This is a genomic window from Amycolatopsis sp. NPDC049691 (assembly GCF_040675005.1).
Lineage (GTDB): Bacteria > Actinomycetota > Actinomycetes > Mycobacteriales > Pseudonocardiaceae > Amycolatopsis.
Map to the genome: position 1 here is coordinate 297,493 of NZ_JBFANX010000001.1, position 18,508 is coordinate 316,000.

Annotated in this window: 17 protein-coding genes; 10 read left to right on the plus strand and 7 right to left on the minus strand. The window is 72.5% G+C overall.

Features of this window, described 5'->3' with window-relative positions:
• Positions 1–44: 44 nt before the first annotated feature.
• On the minus strand, positions 45–665 hold the full coding sequence (gene kstR, locus AB0J40_RS01475) for a cholesterol catabolism transcriptional regulator KstR (protein ID WP_091389771.1): 621 nt from the start codon (positions 663–665) through the stop codon (positions 45–47).
• A gap of 146 nt (positions 666–811) precedes the next feature.
• Between kstR and AB0J40_RS01480 the strand changes: the two genes are divergently transcribed.
• From AB0J40_RS01480 to AB0J40_RS01490, 3 genes are all read left to right on the plus strand, one after another.
• On the plus strand, positions 812–2,857 hold the full coding sequence (locus AB0J40_RS01480) for an acyl-CoA dehydrogenase family protein (RefSeq protein ID WP_364445955.1): 2,046 nt from the start codon (positions 812–814) through the stop codon (positions 2,855–2,857).
• Between the two features lie 76 nt (positions 2,858–2,933).
• Positions 2,934–5,672: a DEAD/DEAH box helicase gene (locus AB0J40_RS01485; RefSeq protein ID WP_364445958.1), complete on the plus strand. Its 2,739-nt coding sequence runs from the start codon at positions 2,934–2,936 to the stop codon at positions 5,670–5,672.
• Positions 5,672–6,832, plus strand: coding sequence for an SWIM zinc finger family protein (locus AB0J40_RS01490; protein WP_364445961.1), 1,161 nt, complete (start codon positions 5,672–5,674; stop codon positions 6,830–6,832). Before AB0J40_RS01485 ends, AB0J40_RS01490 begins: the two co-directional genes overlap by 1 nt.
• 131 nt (positions 6,833–6,963) lie before the next feature.
• Here AB0J40_RS01490 and AB0J40_RS01495 read toward each other — a convergent pair whose 3' ends face one another.
• On the minus strand, positions 6,964–7,614 hold the full coding sequence (locus AB0J40_RS01495; RefSeq protein WP_364445964.1) for a DUF4145 domain-containing protein: 651 nt from the start codon (positions 7,612–7,614) through the stop codon (positions 6,964–6,966).
• Positions 7,615–7,635: 21 nt separating this feature from the next.
• Positions 7,636–8,871, minus strand: coding sequence for an alpha/beta hydrolase (locus tag AB0J40_RS01500; protein WP_364445966.1), 1,236 nt, complete (start codon positions 8,869–8,871; stop codon positions 7,636–7,638).
• A gap of 65 nt (positions 8,872–8,936) precedes the next feature.
• Here AB0J40_RS01500 and AB0J40_RS01505 point away from each other — a divergent pair, with 65 nt between their 5' ends.
• Positions 8,937–10,322: a wax ester/triacylglycerol synthase family O-acyltransferase gene (locus tag AB0J40_RS01505; protein ID WP_364445969.1), complete on the plus strand. Its 1,386-nt coding sequence runs from the start codon at positions 8,937–8,939 to the stop codon at positions 10,320–10,322.
• Here AB0J40_RS01505 and AB0J40_RS01510 read toward each other — a convergent pair.
• Together AB0J40_RS01510 and AB0J40_RS01515 are read right to left on the minus strand one after the other, a co-directional pair.
• Positions 10,306–10,803, minus strand: coding sequence for a nitroreductase family deazaflavin-dependent oxidoreductase (locus tag AB0J40_RS01510; protein WP_364445971.1), 498 nt, complete (start codon positions 10,801–10,803; stop codon positions 10,306–10,308). The genes AB0J40_RS01505 and AB0J40_RS01510 overlap by 17 nt on opposite strands.
• A gap of 13 nt (positions 10,804–10,816) precedes the next feature.
• The gene (locus tag AB0J40_RS01515; protein ID WP_364445973.1) at positions 10,817–11,671 is read right to left on the minus strand and encodes an alpha/beta hydrolase; all 855 of its coding nucleotides are present in this window, start codon (positions 11,669–11,671) and stop codon (positions 10,817–10,819) included.
• A gap of 90 nt (positions 11,672–11,761) precedes the next feature.
• On the opposite strand from AB0J40_RS01515, the gene AB0J40_RS01520 reads away from it, so the two are divergent.
• The 6 genes from AB0J40_RS01520 (at position 11,762) to AB0J40_RS01545 (ending at position 17,096) form a co-directional block, all read left to right on the plus strand.
• Positions 11,762–12,811 (plus strand): acyl-CoA dehydrogenase family protein, encoded by a 1,050-nt coding sequence (locus AB0J40_RS01520; RefSeq protein WP_364445976.1) that lies wholly within the window; start codon positions 11,762–11,764, stop codon positions 12,809–12,811.
• 4 nt (positions 12,812–12,815) lie between these two features.
• Positions 12,816–13,970 (plus strand): acyl-CoA dehydrogenase family protein, encoded by a 1,155-nt coding sequence (locus tag AB0J40_RS01525; protein ID WP_364445978.1) that lies wholly within the window; start codon positions 12,816–12,818, stop codon positions 13,968–13,970.
• Positions 13,967–14,878 (plus strand): OB-fold domain-containing protein, encoded by a 912-nt coding sequence (locus AB0J40_RS01530; protein WP_364445981.1) that lies wholly within the window; start codon positions 13,967–13,969, stop codon positions 14,876–14,878. The genes AB0J40_RS01525 and AB0J40_RS01530 overlap by 4 nt, the downstream gene beginning before the upstream one ends.
• Positions 14,875–15,261, plus strand: a complete 387-nt coding sequence (locus AB0J40_RS01535) for a MaoC family dehydratase (RefSeq protein WP_364445983.1) — start codon at positions 14,875–14,877, stop codon at positions 15,259–15,261. Before AB0J40_RS01530 ends, AB0J40_RS01535 begins: the two co-directional genes overlap by 4 nt.
• A complete protein-coding gene (locus AB0J40_RS01540; protein ID WP_364445986.1) occupies positions 15,258–16,427 on the plus strand; it encodes a lipid-transfer protein in 1,170 nt (389 codons plus the stop codon). The genes AB0J40_RS01535 and AB0J40_RS01540 overlap by 4 nt, the downstream gene beginning before the upstream one ends.
• 87 nt (positions 16,428–16,514) lie before the next feature.
• Positions 16,515–17,096, plus strand: coding sequence for a DUF5134 domain-containing protein (locus AB0J40_RS01545; protein WP_364445989.1), 582 nt, complete (start codon positions 16,515–16,517; stop codon positions 17,094–17,096).
• 66 nt (positions 17,097–17,162) lie between these two features.
• Here AB0J40_RS01545 and AB0J40_RS01550 read toward each other — a convergent pair whose 3' ends face one another.
• Together AB0J40_RS01550 and AB0J40_RS01555 are read right to left on the minus strand one after the other, a co-directional pair.
• Positions 17,163–17,618 (minus strand): riboflavin kinase, encoded by a 456-nt coding sequence (locus tag AB0J40_RS01550; protein WP_364445991.1) that lies wholly within the window; start codon positions 17,616–17,618, stop codon positions 17,163–17,165.
• Between the two features lie 34 nt (positions 17,619–17,652).
• Positions 17,653–18,501, minus strand: coding sequence for a MaoC/PaaZ C-terminal domain-containing protein (locus AB0J40_RS01555; protein WP_364445994.1), 849 nt, complete (start codon positions 18,499–18,501; stop codon positions 17,653–17,655).
• Positions 18,502–18,508 lie beyond the last annotated feature (7 nt).

Genomic DNA, 18,508 nt, shown 5'->3' on the forward strand with positions numbered 1-18,508 from the left:
AGCCGGGCGGCGGCGGGGCGGCGCACTCCGGTGGCCGCCGGCGGCTACTTGTCCAGGAGGAGGTGCACCGACAGCTCGAGGCGGTTGGCGACGTCGGCGGCCGACGCGCGGCGCGTCACCCAGGCCACCAGGTTCGCCATCCAGACGTCCGCGACGACGTGGAAGATGTCGCGGTCGGCCTCGGTCGGCTCGGAGATGCCCATGGCCTGGGCGAACATGTTCTCCATCAGCCGTCCGACCTGCTCGACCTCGGCCGCGGCGGAGGTGTCGGCGAACATGAACGCCCGCACCATCGCCTCGGTCAGGTGCGGGTCGCGCTGCATCAGCCGGGTGTTGCGGCCGAGCACGAACATCAGCCGCTCGGCCGGCGTCTCGCCGGGGATCGCCTGCCGCTCGAGCTTCTCCTGCGCGCGCTCGAACTCGCGGGCGAGGCCGGAGACGAGCAGGTGGATCTTCGACGGGAAGTACCGGTAGAGCGTGCCGAGCGCGACGTCGGCCTTCTCGGCGACGGCGCGCATCTGGACGGCGTCGTAACCGCCCTTCGAGGCCAGGGCGAGGGTGGCGTCGATGATCCGGCGACGGCGGTCGCGCTGGGCGGCGGAACCGAGTTCGTCGGCTCCGATCGCGCTCATGCCGTTGCCGCGCGCCTTGGTCTTGCCGGGCATCGGTGTTCCCCCGTCCTCCGGAACCTGTTCCAGTTCACGACGTAGCGTACCTCGCCTGGCGAAACGTTCAACAATCGACCCACTGGCCGAAAAACTGTAACACGTTCTACACTCGCGAGTAGTATCCCGTCCCGCGAGGAGGCCCCATGCCGGTCGCGCTCACCGAGGAACAGGCCGCGCTGGCCGAGGCGATCCACGCCTGGGCGAGCGCGCACCACCCGCGAGAGGCGGTGCGCGCGGCGGAAACCGGGGCCGGTCTGCCGCCCGGTTTCGCCGAGCTCGGCCTCTTCGGTGTCGCCCTGCCGGCCGCGGCCGGGGGCGCCGAGGGGAGTGTCGCCGATCTGGCCGCCGGACTGGCCGCGGCGGCGGAGGAACTCGTTCCCGGCCCGGTGCTCGGGACCGCGTTGGGCGGCCTCCTGCTGGCGGAGATCCCGTCGGCGAAGGAACTCCTCGAAGCGGTCGCCGAAGGGGAAGCGCCGATCGCCGTGCTGCTGGAGCCGCTCGAGGACGGCGTCAGCGGGCCCGTGCCCGGCGCCACCCCGGAGTCCTGGCTGCTGGTGCCGGTCGACGGCGGGCACGTGCTGCTCGCGCCCGGGACGCCCGGGGTGACGGTCGAGCCGCTTGCACCGTTCGACTTCTCGCGTCCGCTGGCACGCGTCCGGTACTCCGGCGTCGGTGCCGAGGTCCTGACCCTGCCACCGGTGCTTCCGCTCGCGGCCGTGCTGGCTTCCGCCGAGGCGGCCGGCGTGGCGCGGCGGTGCCTGACCGTCGCCGTCGAGTACGCCAAGGTCCGCGAGCAGTTCGGCCGGCCGATCGGGGCGTTCCAGGCGGTCAAGCACCTGTGCGCCGAAATGCTCTGTCGCGCCGAAGCGGCCGAAGCGCTGGCCTGGGACGCCGCTTCCGGGCAACACCCGCTTTCGGTGGCCAGCGCGGCGGCCGTCGCGCTCGACGCGGCCGTCGCCAACGCCAAGGACTGCGTCCAGGTGCTCGGCGGGATCGGGTTCACCTGGGAGCACGACGCCCACCTCTACCTGCGCCGGGCCGTCGCGCTGCGGCAGTGGCTCGGGGGCTCGGGCCCGTGGCGCCGTGAGGCGGCTTCGCTGGCTCTCGCCGGGACCGAACGCACTTTGGGCGTCGACGTCGGCGAAGACCCTTCGCTGACGGAGGAAGTGGCCCGGATCGCGGCGCTGCCCGGGCCGTCGCAACGGGCCGCCTTGGCGGACGCGGGGCTGCTCACGCCGCACTGGCCGCCGCCCCACGGCCGGGGTGCCGACGCCGCGGAGCAGCTGCGGATCGACGGCGCGCTCGCCGCCGCCGGGGTCCGCCGCCCGGACCTGGTGATCGGGGCGTGGGCCGTGCCGACGATCCTCGAGCACGGCAGTGACGAGCAGCGCGCGCGGTTCGCCCGGCCGACCCTGCGGGGCGAGCTCACCTGGTGCCAGCTGTTCAGCGAGCCCGGCGCCGGGTCGGACCTGGCGTCGCTGCGGACGGCGGCGCGGCGCGTCGACGGCGGCTGGCGGCTGACCGGGCAGAAGGTGTGGACGTCGCTCGCCCGCGAAGCCGACTGGGGCATCTGCCTGGCGCGCACCGACCCGGACGCGCCCAAGCACCAGGGGATCACGTACTTCCTGGTGGACATGCGCGCTCCGGGCATCACGACGCGGCCGCTGCGCGAGATCACCGGGGAGGCCGTGTTCAACGAGGTGTTCCTCGACGACGTGTTCGTCCCGGACGCCGACGTCGTCGGCGTCCCGGGCGGTGGGTGGCGGCTGGCGCGCACGACGCTGGCGAACGAGCGGGTCGCCATCGGGAGCGGGTCGGCGGTGGGGGAGAGCGTCCAGTCGTTGGTGTCCACTGTGGACGCCGCGGCGCTGGACGACGTCGCACTGGACCGGCTCGGCTCGCTGGTGGCCGACGGGGTCGCCGGATCGGTGCTCGACCTGCGGGCGGCCCGGCGCCGGCTGGCGGGGCAGGACCCGGGCGCGGAGTCGAGCGTGCGGAAGCTGCTCGGGGTCGCGCACCGGCAGGACGTCGCGGAGTTCGCGCTGGAACTGGCGGGCGCGGGTGCGCTGGTGGCCGGCGGTCCGGCGCAGCACGAGTTCCTGCTGACGCGGTGCCTGTCCATCGCGGGCGGGACGACGCAGGTGCTGCGGTCGCTGACGGCGGAACGGCTGCTGCGCCTGCCGCGGTGATCTTCCGGAGGGCGCGAACGGACCGTTCGCGCCGTCGGTCCCGAAACTGTCGGGGGCGTGTTCTAGCGTTGCCGTCGTGGAGTTCAGCGCAGACACCCGGGCCACCTACCTTCCCGCGGATCCCCCGCGGGACGGCGTGCTGGCCCTGTGGGGCGACGACGTGGCCGGCGGGACCACGATCGAGCTCGTGCTGCCCCGGGGCGCCAAGTTCGCGCGGACGAAGGTCGAGGCGGAGCTGGTCCCGCTGGAACGCGCCCTGCCCCGGCTCCTGTCGGCGGGGGAGGAGGCGAGCCCGGCGGTCGCGGCGTGGGCGGCGGCCGTCAACGCGGGGGTGAACCTCGTCGCGCGCGGCCGGCTGCGGCCCGCCGTCTCCCCGGCCGGGGCGGCGGCGTGGCGGATCGGGCCGTTGGACGCGGCCGACGAAGAGCTGTTGCGCGGGCTCGCCGGTGCGTTGCCGCCGGAGGCGTACGCGCTGCCGCTGACCGGGCTGAAACGCATCCGCCTCCACTCACCGGACTCCCTGGTCCGCGCGCTCTGGGACGCGACGGCCGACCTGCTGGCGCGCAGCCCGGCGGCCCCGGTCGGCGCGGGCGACCCGGCGTTCGCGGCGCGCGAACCGGCGCTGCTCGGCCCGGACGGCGCGGCTTGGCTGGCCGAGCTGGAGGCCCGGGAACCGCGGGGCGTCCAGGTGCTGCTGCGGGTCGAGGGCCTGGACGACGACTCGTTCGCCGGGGTGCTGGCGGTGCGGAGCATGGCGGAGCCGAGCCTGGTGGTGGAGGCGGCGACGCTGTGGGACGCACCGGACGCGGTGCTGAACCGCCTCGGCGACCAGGTGGAGACGCAGCTGCTGCTGGGCCTGCGCCGCGGCGCCCGCGCGTGGGCACCCCTGGGGCGGGTGCTGGCCCAGCCGGCACCGGCGTCCTTGGAACTGTCCGACGACGAGGTCGTCGACCTGCTCACGGACGGCGCGCGCGAGCTGGGCGGCGCGGGCATCGAGGTGCTGTGGTCGAAGGGACTGTTCGCGGGCGAAGTGAAGGCGAAGGCGAGCGCGACCCAGGCCCCGGCGAGCGTGACGGAGGCGGAGTTCGCGCTGCGGAGCCTGCTGGAGTTCCGCTGGCAGCTCAGCCTGGGCGGGGAGCAGCTGACGCCGTCGGAGGTCGCGGCGCTGGCCGAGGCGAAGCGGCCGTTGGTCCGGCTGCGGGGGCAGTGGGTGCGGGTGGACCCGCAGCTGCTGGCCAAGGTGCGCGGCCGCGCGCGCAAGCTGGCGGCGGGCGAGGCCCTGGCGGCGGCGTTGACGGGCGAGCTGGAACTGGACGGCGAGCGCGTGGAGTTCACGGCACCGCCGGTACTGGACGATCTGGTCGCGCGGATCCGCGACCGGGCGTCGGGTGACGTGGCGGCACCGGCGGGGCTGCGGGCGACGTTGCGGCCGTACCAGCAGGCGGGGCTGGCGTGGCTGGCCACGATGACGGGGCTGGGGCTGGGTGCGTGTCTGGCCGACGACATGGGGCTGGGCAAGACGATCCAGCTGATCGCGTTGCACCTGCACCGCCGTGCGACGGCGCCGGGGCCCACCCTCGTCCTCTGCCCGACCTCGCTCCTCGGCAACTGGGAACGCGAGTTCGCCCGCTTCGCCCCCGAAATCCCCGTCCGGCGGTTCCACGGCGGCAGCCGCCACCTCGACGACCTCGCCCCCGACGAGGTCGTCCTCGCCACCTACGGCGTCCTCCGGCGCGACCGGGAGACACTGTCCGAAGTGGACTGGGGGCTCGTCGCCGCGGACGAGGCGCAGCACGTCAAGAATCCCCTCTCGGCCACCGCCAAGGAGCTTCGCAAGGTCCCCGCCCGCGCCAAGGTCGCCCTCACCGGCACCCCGGTCGAGAACCGGCTCACCGAACTGTGGTCCATTGTGGACTGGACCACCCCCGGCCTGCTGGGTCCGCTCGACCGCTTCCGCCGGACGGTGGCGCGCCCGATCGAACGCGACCGGGACAAGGCCGTCACCGAGCGGCTCGCCACCACCGTCCGGCCGTTCCTGCTGCGCCGGCGCAAGTCCGACCCGGACATCGCTCCGGAACTGCCGCCCAAGACCGAGACCGACCGGTTCGTCCCGCTCACCGCCGAGCAGACCACGCTTTACGAAGCCGTCGTGCGCGAAAACCTCGCCGAAATCCGCGAGACGCAGGGCATCAAGCGCCGTGGGCAGGTCCTGCAGCTGCTCACCGAGCTCAAGCAGATCTGCAACCACCCCGCCCAGTTCCTCAAGGAACCGCACGGCGCGCTCACCGGGCGGTCCGGCAAGCTCGCCGCGTTCGAAGAGCTGGTGGACGTCATCCTCGACGAGGGCGAGAGCGTGCTCGTCTTCAGCCAGTACGTCCAGCTCTGCCGGCTCCTCGAACGACGTCTCACCGAACGCGGCCTGCCCACCGAGGTGCTCTCCGGCGAAAGCTCGCCCGCGAAACGCCAGGACATGGTCGACCGGTTCCAGGCCGGCGAAATCCCCGTCTTCCTGCTCTCGCTCAAGGCCGGCGGCGTCGGGCTCAACCTGACCCGCGCCACCCACGTCATCCACTACGACCGCTGGTGGAACCCGGCGGTCGAGGACCAGGCCACCGACCGCGCCTACCGCATCGGCCAGGACCGGCCGGTCCAGGTCCACCGCCTGATCGCCGAGGGCACCCTGGAGGAGCGGATCGCGCAGGTGCTGGAAAAGAAGCGCGGGCTGGCGGAGTCGATCGTCGGCGCGGGGGAGGACTGGATCACCGAACTCTCCGACGACGAGCTCGCCGACCTGGTCCGCCTCGGGAGTGGATGATGCCCCCGAGGCGCAACTTCGGCACGACGTGGTGGGGCCGCGCCTGGGTCGACGCCCTGGAACAGCGCGCCAAGCTCGACCCGAACCGGCTGCCGCGCGGGCGGACGTACGCGCGCAAGGGCACGGTCACCGAGCTGCACTTCGGCGCCGGGGAGATGACGGCGCGGGTGCGGGGCAGCCGGCCGCAGCCGTACAAGGTGACCATCGCGATGCGCACCTTCACCGACGGCGAGTGGGACACCCTGCTCGGCGTGGTCGGCACGCAGCTCGGCCACGCGGCCGCGCTGCTCGACGGCGAGCTGCCGGGCGCACTGGCCGAGCAGGCCCGCGAGGCGGGCGCCGACCTGCTGCCCGGCCCGGGCGACCTGCGGCCGCGGTGTTCGTGCCCGGACTCGGCGAACCCGTGCAAGCACGTGGCCGCGGTGTACTACCTGGTCGCCGACGAGGTGGACCGCGACCCGTTCACGTTGTTCCTGCTGCGCGGCCGCCCGCGGGCGGACGTCCTGGCCGAGCTGCGGGCCCGCCGCTCGCCGGCGCGCGGCGAGAAACCGCAGCTGCCGAAGCGCGTCGACGAGGGCCTGACGCCCCGCGCGGCCTACGCACGCCGCCCGGGCGCGATCCCGGCGCTGCCCCCGCCACCGCGCGTGGCCGGGCCACCGGCGGTCCTGGACCTGGACCCGCCGCCGAGCACCGGCTGGACGGCGGCGGCGCTCGCCGGCCTGGCGGCCGACGCGGCCTCCCTGGCCCGCGACCTCCTGGTCACCGGCGCGACGGCGGCCGAGCTGACGTTCGAGGAGGACCTGGCCCGCCGCGCATCGACCCGCCCGGCCTCGGAGACAGCCGCGCTGGCCACGGCAGCGGGAGTGCCGGCCCGCGACTTGACGAGGTGGGCGGAGGCCTGGCGCGAAGCAGGCCGCGGCGGCTTGGCGGCGCTGAGGGAGACGTGGCAGCCGGGCCCTGGCCCCCTGGCGGAGGCGCAGGCCGTCCTGACCGAGGCCGGACTGCCGGGAACACCGAAGGTCTGGCGCAACCGCCTGACCCAAGGGGACCTGCAGCTGCGCTACGGCCGCGACGCGCGCTGGTACCGGTTCATCCGCGAGGGAACGGAGTGGCGCTTGGACGGTCCGCCGTCGGCAAGCCCGGTCGACCTGGCCTACTGATCAGTCGCGGGCTCGGCTCGCCGGTGCGGCCGCTCGACCTGTCGGTCCAGCGCCGAGGCACGGTGCTGGGTGCGTATAATTCGAACAACGCCGTCGATCAGCTTTCCCGCCTCAGTGTGCTGGGTACGGGATCAACTGTTGTATGTCTCGTGGAAGTACCGCTTCAGTAAGGGGCGACCGGACGCGCTTCGGGCTATGCGACCTTCGTCGTCCAGTTCCCGAAGCCGCTGTTCGGTGTACCGCCATGACCGGCCGGCTGGCGGGAAGCTCTCGTCGAATGAGAACTCCAACCCGGGTCGATGTGCTGGGACCGTGAGATCGACCAGGCGATATGCCCCTGTCTTGTCGATCCTGTCGTAGCCCAGCTCCTGAGGTGTCGGCGGTGTATAGATCCTTGGCTGATGATCAGAATGCAGTGCTGATTCAAACCAGTTGCCGAGTATGTGGCATGCGCGCACCAGTCTGAAGGCCTCGGCGCGTGACTCGTCGAACTCATGGACAGCTTTGTTGCCTCCCAGGCGGACGCTATGGAACAATGCGCAGGTTTCGCTGTCGATTACCCCTCTGCTCTCCAGGATGGTGATGCGCTGATTGAGGGGTCTGGCACCGGTGCCCGTGATGCTTCGGTCCCAGAGGATCTGAGTCATCCGTTCGACGAATTGCCGGGATTTGACCATGGAGGCATTCGGCTCGTTGACGACAAGGTTGTCGGCGGAGGCGCCAAGGCGGGCAAGCTTCCTGTCGATGGTTCTCAGATGGCCGAAGTTCTCTCCGCCTCGCATGATGGGCACCTCTGGTCCGCGCTACCGGTTCTCGGCTTTCCAAGCGTTGTAAGTGAAGTCCAGGAAGCGCGCCACCCCGCGGACCACGTGCGCCGAACGCACCGAAGTGAACACGTCGAACGCGTGCTGCGCCCCCGCCAGCTCCGCATAAGCCACCGGCTGCCGCGACTTCTCCCGCAACCGCCGCACGAACTCGCGGGCCTCCCGCACCGGCACCAGCGAATCGTCCCGTCCGTGGATCACGAAAAACGGCGGTGCGTCCGAGGAAATCCGGTCCAACGGCGATGCCGCGATGTAGTCGTCGAGGTGCCGCACCGGGTCCCGGTCCGCCGCGAACACCCGGCGCGCGATCAGGCTCTCCAATCGGTACTGGCTCGCGCGCGAGCCCGACGTCGCCGCGAAGTCGTACACCCCGTAGTGCGGGACGCACGCCTGGATGCTCGTGTCCACGTCTTCGAACGACGGCTGCAACGCCGGGTCGTTCTGGGACAACGCCAGCAGCGCCGACAGGTGCCCGCCCGCCGAACCGCCCGTCACCGCCACGAAGTCCGGGTCGCCGCCGTAAGCGGAAATCGAAGAACGGATCCACGCCAGGGCCTGCTTCGCCGCCACGATGTGCGCCGGCCAGCGGTGGGTCGGGGACAGCGGGTAGTTGATCGCGACGCACACCCAGCCGCGGCGCGCCAGGTAGCGCATCAGCGGCCGGCCCTGCTCCTCCTTGTTGCCGATCACCCACGCGCCGCCGTGGACCTGCAGCAGCACCGGCGCGCCCGTCACCGGCTCGGCAGGCCGGTACACGTCCAGGAGGAACCGCTTCCCGCCCGGGGCGTACGCGATGTCGCGGTCCACGCGCACGTCCGGCGCGCCCATCCGGAACGGCAGCGCCAGCTCGCCCCACGGCAGCCCGAGGTCGGAGCGGCCCAGCTCCGCCGCGTAGTCCTCGCCCAGCGCCTCCGTCAGCGCGTTCTCGATCTCCTCACGGGCGCCGTGGCCCGTCCGGACCAGCGCGGCGAGCCCGGCCGCGGACGCGGCGGCCATCGCGAGCCCCGCCCGCGTCGACCGGTCGCGGACGCCGTGGCGCGCCACGTGGGCCAGCGAGTCCGCCACCGTGAGCGCCAGGAACTGGGGCGCCAGCTCGCTGGTGAGCCAGCCCGCGAAGAACGCCGGGATCGTCGTGGACCGGGCCCGCAGCGGGCGGAGCGCGTTCGCCGTGAGACCGAGCTGGACCGCGCGACGGATCAGGAAATTCGGCTGCACCAGCGTGATGATACCGGCGAGTAGGGTGACGCGCCGCGCGCCGGAAGTGGCTTACCCTGACCGTCATGCAGAGACTGAGCGGCCTCGACGCGAGCTTCCTGTACCTCGAGACGTCGTCCCAGGTCCTGCACGTCTGCGGGCTGCTCGTGCTCGACGGCTCGACCGTCCCCGGCGGCTACAGCTTCGCCAAGCTCAAGGACGAACTCGACCGCCGGGTCCGGGTGATCCCGGCGTTCCGCCGCAAACTGCACAATCCGGTCTGGAACATCGGGCATCCCGTGTGGATCGAGGACGAGGACTTCGACCTCGATCACCACGTGCACCGCATCGGCGTCCCGGCCCCCGGCGACCGCGCCGAACTGGCCGAGCTGTGCGCGCACATCGCCGGCCAGCAGCTCGACCGCGCGCACCCGCTCTGGCAGCTGTACGTCATCGAAGGACTGGCCGACGGTCAGCTCGCCGTGCTGCTGAAGATGCACCACGCCAGCGTCGACGGCGTGAGCGGCGCCAGCCTGATCACCTACCTGGCCGGGCTCGAGCCCGACGCGCCGATGCCGGAGGTCGAGGCGGCCCGCAACCCCGCGCTGCCGTCGCCGGTGCAGTTGCTGCGCACCGGCGTCGAGAGCTTCGCCCGACGGCCCGCCGAGGTCGCCCGGCTGCTGCCGGACCTGCTGGGACTCGTCCCACGGTGGCTCGGCAAAGCGTTGCGTGGCAAGGGGATGCCGGTTCCGTTCACCGCGCCGCGGACGTCGCTGAACGGCACGATCACCGGCCACCGCAGCGTCGCCTTCGCCCAGCTCGACCTCGACGAGATCAAGGCGGTCAAGAACGCCTTCGGCGTCACGGTGAACGACGTCGTGCTCGCCCTCGTCGCCGGCGCGCTGCGGGACTTCCTCGCGGCCCGCGGCGAACTGCCCGACGACCCGCTGGTCGCGACCGTCCCCGTTTCGGTGCACGACCGGACCGAACGCGAGCACGGCAGCAACAAGGTGTCGGCGTTCTTCGCTTCCCTGCCGACCCACCTCGACGACCCGGCCGCGCGCGTGTTCTTCCTCGCCGAGGCCAACCGGCTGTCGAAGGACCACCACTACGACATCGACGCCGACATGCTGCAGGATTGGGCGCAGTTCTCCGCGGCCACGATGTTCGGCCTCGCCGTGCGCGCGTACTCGGCGCTGCGCCTGGCCGAAAAGCACCCGGTGGTGCACAACCTGGTCGTCTCCAACGTGCCCGGCCCGCCGATGCCGCTCTACCTGCTCGGCGCGCGGATCACCGGCTTCTACCCGCTCGGCCCGGTCTTCCACGGCGCCGGGCTGAACGTCACGGTGCTGTCCAACGCCGGCAAGGTGCACGTCGGCCTGCTCGGCGCGCGGGAGCTCGTCAAGGACCTGTGGCCGCTCGCCGACGCGCTCCCGGACGCCCTCGCCGGGCTGCTCAAGGCCGCGGGCTGAGGATGACGACCGGGATCTCCCGGTCGGTCCACGCCTGGTACTTCGCGAAGTCGGCGTAGAGCTCGACCAGCCGCGGCCACAGCTGCGCGCGTTCGGCCGGATCGGCCACCCGGGCCGTGACGGGCACGTCCCGCCGTCCTTTGAGGTGGACGCGGGTTTCGGGGTGCGCCAGCAGGTTCCGGTACCACTGCGGGTGCTTCGGCAGCCCGCCCTGGGAGCCGACGATGACGACGTCCTCGCCGGAGCGCAGGTACAGCAGCGGCGTCGTGAACAACCGGCCGGACTTGCGCCCGCGGTGCTCCAGCAGCAGCGTCGGCACCGGCTTGCGGAAGCCGGCCCCGATCCGCCACGTGCTGCCGACGCGCCCGCCGGTCAGCCGGAAGACCGCCACCTGGGCTTTCGCCCCGTACTTCATGACCTTGGCCGTCACGGGCGAGTCGAGACCGGCGGGTTTCTCGTCGGGCAGGCTGAAGCGTCCCATCTGGATTCCTTCCTCACAGGGAGTGGACGGCGGCGAGCAGCGCGGGCACCCAGCGGCCGGCGGCCAGGACGCAGGCGGCGTGCCCGGCCGCGACCTCGTACGTCGCCGCGCCCGGGATCCGGCGGGCCAGCGACCGCTGGTGGTCGGGGGAGATGAACCGGTCCTTCGTGGTCACGACGACCGCGGTGGGCAGCCTGAGCGTGGGCAGCCACGGTGTCGAGTCGAACCGGCCGATCTCGTCGACGGCGACGGCGATCTCCCAGGGCGTGGTCGACCGGAACTCCCGCAGCCCCCACCGGTAGTCCTCGACGCGCTCGCGCGGGACGGCGACCGGCACCGGTGGCAGCTTCACGTGCTCGCGCAGCTGCCGCAGCGTCCGGCCGAACACGTCGAGCGCGACCCGCTGGCGGAGCCCGCGGCGGAAGTTGCTCGCGGTCGAGCAGAGCACCAGTCCGGTAACACGTTCTGGTTCCGTGCGGGCGACGAGCTGGGCCACCATCCCGCCCATCGAGTACCCGGCGAGCGCGAACCGGTCGATGCCGAGCGCGTCCGCGACGGCGGTGACGTCGCCGGCGCAGTCGGCGAGCCGGAACTCCGGCGACCGGATGCCGCGCCCGTGCCACCGTTGGTCGAACACGACGACGCGGTGGTCGCGCGCCAGCCGGTCGAGGGCGGGATACCAGGTCAGCAGGCCCGTGCAGGCCACCGAATGCAGCAGGACGAGCGCGGGCGCGTCGCGCGGCCCGACGTCGGTGACGACGGTCCGGCCGCGCCCGGGCAGGTCGAGGGGATCCGGGTCGGGCACGCCGGCGGTCGGCGGCACGGTGATCAGCCGGCGGCGCGCGCCGCCGCGTTCGGTCACCGCCATCCAGGTCCTCCGCCGGGGGTTGCCGTACCGACCCTTTCCGGTTAAGACTAGAACAGGTTTCAGTATTGCGCCGAACCCGGAGGGACGGGCGTGGACTTCACCCTTGACGATACGCAGACGGAGATCGCCGCCCTCGCCGCCAAAGTGCTCGGCGCGGGGGACGACTCCTGGCGCGCACTCGCCTCCTCGGGCCTGCTGGCGCTCGCGTTGCCGCCGGACCTGGAAGGGGATGGCCTGGGCGTCGCCGAGGTCGCGCAGGTCCTCACCGAGGTCGGCCGCGCCGCCGCGCCGGTGCCCGCCTACGCCACGCTCGCGCTGGGCGTCCTGCCGGTCGAGACGCTCGGCACGCCTCAGCAGCGTGCGGAGTTCCTCCCGCCGGTCGCCGCTGGGGAAGCCCTGCTCACCGCGGCGTGCCACGAGCCGTCCGCCCCGCTCGCCGGCGAGCCCGCCGCGACCGCGCGGGCGGCCGGCGGGAAGTGGCTGCTCAACGGCGTCAAGACCGCCGTCCCGTACGCCGCCGAGGCCACCCGGATCCTCACGCCCGTGTCGACGCCGCACGGCACCGCCGTCTACCTCGTCGATCCACGCGCCGACGGCGTCACGCTCGTCCCGACCCCCACTTCGGCGGGGACGCCGGAGTGCACCGTGCGCCTGGCCGACGTCGCCGTCGAGGAGACCGACCTGCTGTTCGACCGCGGTGCCGTCGCCGCGCTGCACCGGTTCGCGCTCGCCGGCGCGCTCGCGCTCGGGGACGGGCTGCTGGCCGGCGCGCTGGCCCTGACCGTGAAGCACGTGGGCGAGCGCACCCAGTTCGGCCGCCCGCTCGCCACCTTCCAGGCCGTGGCGGGCCAGATCGCCGACGTCTACGTGGCCGCGCGGACCGTCCACCTGGCCGTGACGTCCGCGGTGTGGCGGCTGGCGGCCGGTCTCGACGCGGACGCCGAACTGGACGTCGCCGCCTACTGGTTCGCGACCCAGGCGCCGGTGGCACTGGCGACCTGCCACCACCTGCACGGCGGGGTCGGCGTCGACGAAACCTATCCCCTGCACCGGTATTCGTCGCAGGTGAAGGACCTCGGCCGGGCGCTCGGCGGCGCCGCGCACCGGCTCGGCAGGCTCGGCGAACGAGTGGCGGGGTGAGCGGATGCACGTCGAACTGACCGCGGCGCAGAAAGAGCTGCGCGCCGAACTGCGCGCGTACTTCGCCGGGCTGATCAGCCCCGAGGAACGACGCGCGATGCGGCGCGAGCGGCACGGGCCCGTGTTCCGCGCGATCGTCCGCCGGATGGGCCGCGACGGCAGGCTCGGCGTCGGCTGGCCGGTCGAACACGGCGGGCAGGGCTTCGGCGAGATCGAACAGCACCTGTTCGTCGACGAGGCCGTGCGCGCCGACGTCCAGTTGCCGTCGGTGACGCTGCAGACCGTCGGGCCGACGCTGCAGCAGTTCGGCACCGACGAGCAGAAGGCGTTCTTCCTGCCTCGCATTTTGGCGGGGGAGATCCACTTCGCGATCGGCTACACCGAGCCGGAAGCGGGCACCGACCTCGCGGCCCTGCGGACGACCGCGGTGCGCGACGGCGACGAATACGTCGTCAACGGCCAGAAGATCTTCACCACCGGCGGCCACGACGCCGACTACATCTGGCTCGCCGTCCGGACCGCGCCCGACGCGCCGCGGCACAAGGGCATCTCGATCCTCATCGTGGACACGAGCGACCCCGGCTACTCGTGGACGCCGATCATCACCTGCGACGGCGCCCACCACGTCAACGCGACGTACTATTCGGACGTCCGCGTGCCGGTGAACCGGTTGGTGGGCAAGGAGAACGAGGGCTGGCGGCTGATCACGACGCAGCTCAACCACGAGCGCGTCATGCTCGGCCCGGCCGGGCGGATCGGCGGGCTGTACGACCGCGTGCGCGCCTGGGCCGCCGCCCACGGCCTGCTCGACCTCGCCGACGTCCGGGCCGTGCTGGCCGACGCCATGGCGGTGACGCGGGTGAACGAGCTGCTCAACTGGCAGGTCGCGGTGTCCTCGGCGAGCGCGCCGGTGGCCGTCGCGGACGCGTCGGCGACCAAGGTCTTCAGCTCCGAGGTCATCCAGCGGATCGGCCGGAACCTCGAAGAACTCGTCGCGCGCCACGGCGACCTAGCCGATCCGGACACCGCCGAGCTGGCGGAGTGGCTCGACGTCTCCGCCAAGCGCAACATCGTGCTGACGTTCGGTGGCGGGGTCAGCGAAATCCAACGGGAGCTGATCGCTTCGATCGGCCTGGGCCTGCCGAGGGTGCCGCGATGACCGACATCTTGACGACCGCCGAGGAGATCGCCGCCCGTGGGGAGTGCGCGCCACGCCTCGCCCGCGATCCCGTGAACCAGGCCATGGTGAACAACTGGGTCGAGGCGATCGGGGACACCAACCCCGTCTACACCGACCTGGAGTTCGCCGCGCGTAGCGTCCACAAGGGACTGGTCGCGCCGCCGGCGATGGCGCAGGTGTGGACGATGGGCGGGCTCAACGTCCCGCGCGGGAGCGACGACCCGCTCGGCCTGATGATGGAACTGCTCGACGAGGCCGGGTTCACCTCCGTCGTCGCGACGAACTCCGAACAGACCTACCACCGCTACCTGCGTCCGGGCGAGCAGGTCGAAGCGCGGACCCGGCTGGAGAGCGTCGTCGGTCCGAAGCGGACCGCGCTAGGCGAGGGCTGGTTCGTCACCACCCGGATGACCTGGTACGTCGGCGCGGAAGCCGTCGCGGAGATGATGTTCCGGGTGCTGAAGTTCCGCCCGCCCGCGCCGAAGCCGCCGCCCGCGCCGGTGCTGCGGCCGGTGATCAGCCGGGACACGGAGTTCTTCTGGGAGGGCCTCCGCCAGGGCGAACTGCGCATCCAGCGGTGGGGCGAGACGCTGCGGCACCCGCCGGGGCCGATGCCGCCGGACGGCGCGCTCGACGCGAAGCCGGACTACGTCGTCGCGAGTGGCCGCGGGACCGTGTTCTCCTACGTCGTGCACCACCACCCGCCCGTGCCGGGCAAGGAGCTGCCGTTCGTCGTCGCACTGGTGGAGCTGGAGGAAGGGGTCCGGGTGCTGGCCGAGCTGCTGGACGCCACACCCGCGGAGGTCCACATCGGACTGCCGGTGGTGGCGGCGTTCGTGCGCGTCGACGACGACCTGACCCTGCCCGCGTGGAAGGTGGCCCGATGACCGTCACCGAAGGGACCGAGCTGCCGCCGCTGACGATCGAGGCGACGCCGACGTTCGTCGTCAGCACGGCGCTGGCGACCCGCGACTTCCAGGACGTGCACCACGACCGCGATGCCGCGGTGGCGCGCGGTTCGAAGGACATCTTCCTCAACATCCTCACCGACACCGGCCTGGTGCAGCGGTTCGTGTCGGACTGGGCCGGGCCGGAGGCGCTGATCCGGTCGATCAAGATCCGGCTCGGCGTGCCGTGCTACGCCTACGACACGCTGACGTTCACCGGCCGGGTGGTCTCGGCTTCGGGTCGTGACGTCGTCGTCTCGGTGTCCGGAGTGGACAGTCTCGGCGAGCACGTCGCCGGGACCGTGGAGGTGACGCTGCCGTGACGCTCTCGGGCCGGGCGGCCATCGCGGGGATCGGCGCGACGGAGTTCTCCAAGGACTCCGGTCGCAGCGAACTGCGGCTGGCGGCCGAATGCATCTCGCACGCGCTGGCGGACGCCGGCCTTTCGCCGTCCGATGTGGACGGCCTGGTGTCGTTCACCATGGACGGCAACGCCGAAATCGCGGTGGCCCGCGAACTCGGCATCCCGGAGCTGAAGTTCTTCAGCCGCATCCACTACGGCGGCGGCGCGGCGGCGGCGACCGTGCAGCAGGCCGCGATGGCGGTGGCGACCGGGGTCGCGGACGTCGTCGTCGCGTACCGGGCGTTCAACGAGCGCTCGGGGATGCGGTTCGGACAGGTGTCCTCGGCCGCGGCGGGGCAGGTCAACTCGTCCGGTGTGGACAACGCGTTCCACTACCCGATGGGGATCGCGACCCCGGCGGCCACCGTGGCCATGGTGGCGCGGCGGTACCTGCACGACTACGGCGCGACGAGCGAGGACTTCGGCCGGATCGCGGTGCTCGACCGCAAGCACGCGGCGACCAACCCGAACGCGTGGTTCCACGAACGGCCGATCACGCTGGCGGAGCACCAGGCGTCGCGCTGGGTGGCGGAGCCGCTGCACCTGCTCGACTGCTGCCAGGAGAGCGACGGCGGGGTCGCGCTGGTCGTGACGAGCCTTTCCCGGGCGCGGGATCTCGCCCGGCCGCCGGCGGTGATCGCCGCCGCGGCGCAGGGGAGCGGACCCGACCAGTACGTGATGACCAGCTACTACCGCGACGACCTGGCCGCGCTGCCGGAGATGGGTGTCGTGGGGCGGCAGCTGTGGGCGCAGTCGGGGCTCGGACCGTCCGATGTGGACGTCGCGGTGCTGTACGACCACTTCACGCCGTACGTGCTGATACAGCTGGAGGAACTGGGTTTCTGCGGCCGCGGCGAGGCGAAGGACTTCATCGACGGCGGCACGCTGGAGCTCGACGGCGAGCTGCCGCTCAACCCGCACGGCGGGCAGCTCGGCGAGGCGTACATCCACGGCATGAACGGCATCGCCGAAGGGGTGCGCCAGATCCGCGGCACGGCGGCCAACCAGGTCGGCGGCGCGGCGCGGGTGCTGGTCACGGCGGGTACCGGGGTGCCCACCAGTGGACTCATCCTGACGGGTGACTGAGCCTCACCTCATTGACGGCTGGTGCGCGGCCGTCGTGGGTGTCACGGTGGATACACCACCCACGACGGAGAGTGAGGCCGACTGGCGATGGTGGTCGACTGGGCGCTCACGGCGGTGTTCGCGGCGCTGGTGCTGCCGTGCGTGGTGCGGCTGGTCCGCCTCGACTACGCGCGGCTGGGCCACGGAGTCCGCCACGGCGACCTGGCCGAGCTGCTGCTGGTGGTGGCGATGGTGGCGATGTTCTCCCCGGTCGGCGGCCCGATCCCGGCGGCGGGCTGGCAGGCGGTGCTGGCGCTGACGACGGGCTGGTTCGCGGTGGCCTGGTGGCGCCGACGGGGGTGCGCCCACCACGCCCTGTCGGCGGCGGCGATGCTGTACATGGTGACGGCGATGCCCCACGGGGGGACGGCGCACGGACCTTGGCTGACGATGTCCACAATGGACGCCCGGCTGGCGTTGCCGCTGCTCGCGGTGGCAGCGGCGGGGTATTTCGTGATCGACGCGGCCCGAGCCGGGGCACTGGCATTGCGTGGCTCGGCAGCGGGCTGGAGCCGGGCAGTCCCGATGGTGGGGTCCGGACCTGCGAACCCGGGGCAGGCCTCGCGAGCGGTCTGCCGAGCGGTGATGGGCGCCGGAATGGGCTACATGATGCTGGCGGCGGCCCTCTGACCTCGTGAGTTTCAGGGCGGTCAGAACCCGCCCCAAACCCTCACGACAAGCCGCGGCAGACCCGGGTCAGCCTTCGACTCGGCGGACCTCTCCCAGCGGGCTTTCGCCGGCCGATGGCAGCGAAGCCGCCGGGTGCTCGGCCGTCCACTGGCCCGCCGCAGCGATGTCGTTCTTCAGTGCCGTGATCAAGTCCTCCGCCGACGCGTACTTCTGCTGCTCCCGCAGGTGCGACCCCAGCCACACCACGAGCGTCTCGCCGTACAGATCGCCGGTGAAGTCCAGAACGTGGGCCTCCAGGAGCCGGTAGCCGTCCGCTCCGTAGTACGTCGGGCGGCGGCCGACCGAGATCGCCGCCGGGAGGTGCGTTCCGTCCGCCCTGCGGACCCAGCCCGCCCACACTCCGTCGCCGATCGAGCCCGCCTGGTCGCGCAGGGCGATGTTCGCCGTCGGAAAGCCCAGCTCGCGGCCGCGCTCGTCGCCGTGTTCGACCGTTCCCCGCACCACGAAGTATTCCGAAGTCACCCCTCCACGGTAGCGGGCGACGGCCGGGACGGTCTCACGAAGTGGGCACCAGAACCGTGTCCGCCAGCACCGGCGCGTCGTCACGCTCCACCGCCGACGTCGTCACGAGCAACCGATCGGACGAACGCCACACCCGCGTCCGGAGCGTCTCGCCCGGGAACACCACCCCGGCGAACTTCGCCGAGAACGACGCCACCCGCGCCGGGTCGCCGTCCAGGAACTCGTTCACCAGCACCCGCGCCACGATCCCGTACGTGCACAGCCCGTGCAGGATCGGCCGGTCGAACCCGGCCGCCCGCGCGAACGCCGGGTCCGCGTGCAGCGGGTTCCGGTCGCCGCACAGCCGGTACAGCAACGCCTGCTGCGGCAGCGTCGGCGTCTCGAGCACGACGTCCGGCTCCCGATCAGGCCGGGAAAGCCGGTCGGACGGACCCCGCGAGCCGCCGAAACCGCCTTCGCCGCGGGCGAAGATGCTCGACCGGGCCGTCCACAGTGGATCCCCCGAGGACGACGTGACCGCCACCTCCTGGACCACCACCGCCGCCTTGCCCTTGTCGTACACGTCCGCGATCCGCGAGCGGGCCACCGCCTTGCCCGACGTCGGGATCGGCCGGTGCAGGGTGATCTCCTGCTTGCCGTGCAGCACCTTCGCCAGGTCGATCTCGACGCCGGGGAACGACACCGACGGCGGGTCGAACACGCGCAGGTTCGCCGCGACCGTCGCGAACGTCGGCAGCACCACCAGGTCCTGCTCGTAGGTGTAGCGCAGCTCGTCCGGGCCGGCCCCCAGCGCCAGGTGGTAGAGCAGCACGTCCGACGACGTCCAGGCGAAGTTCACCTCGCCGATCTCGGCGCCGATCGCGACCGCGGGGTCGATGGGCACGCGGGGC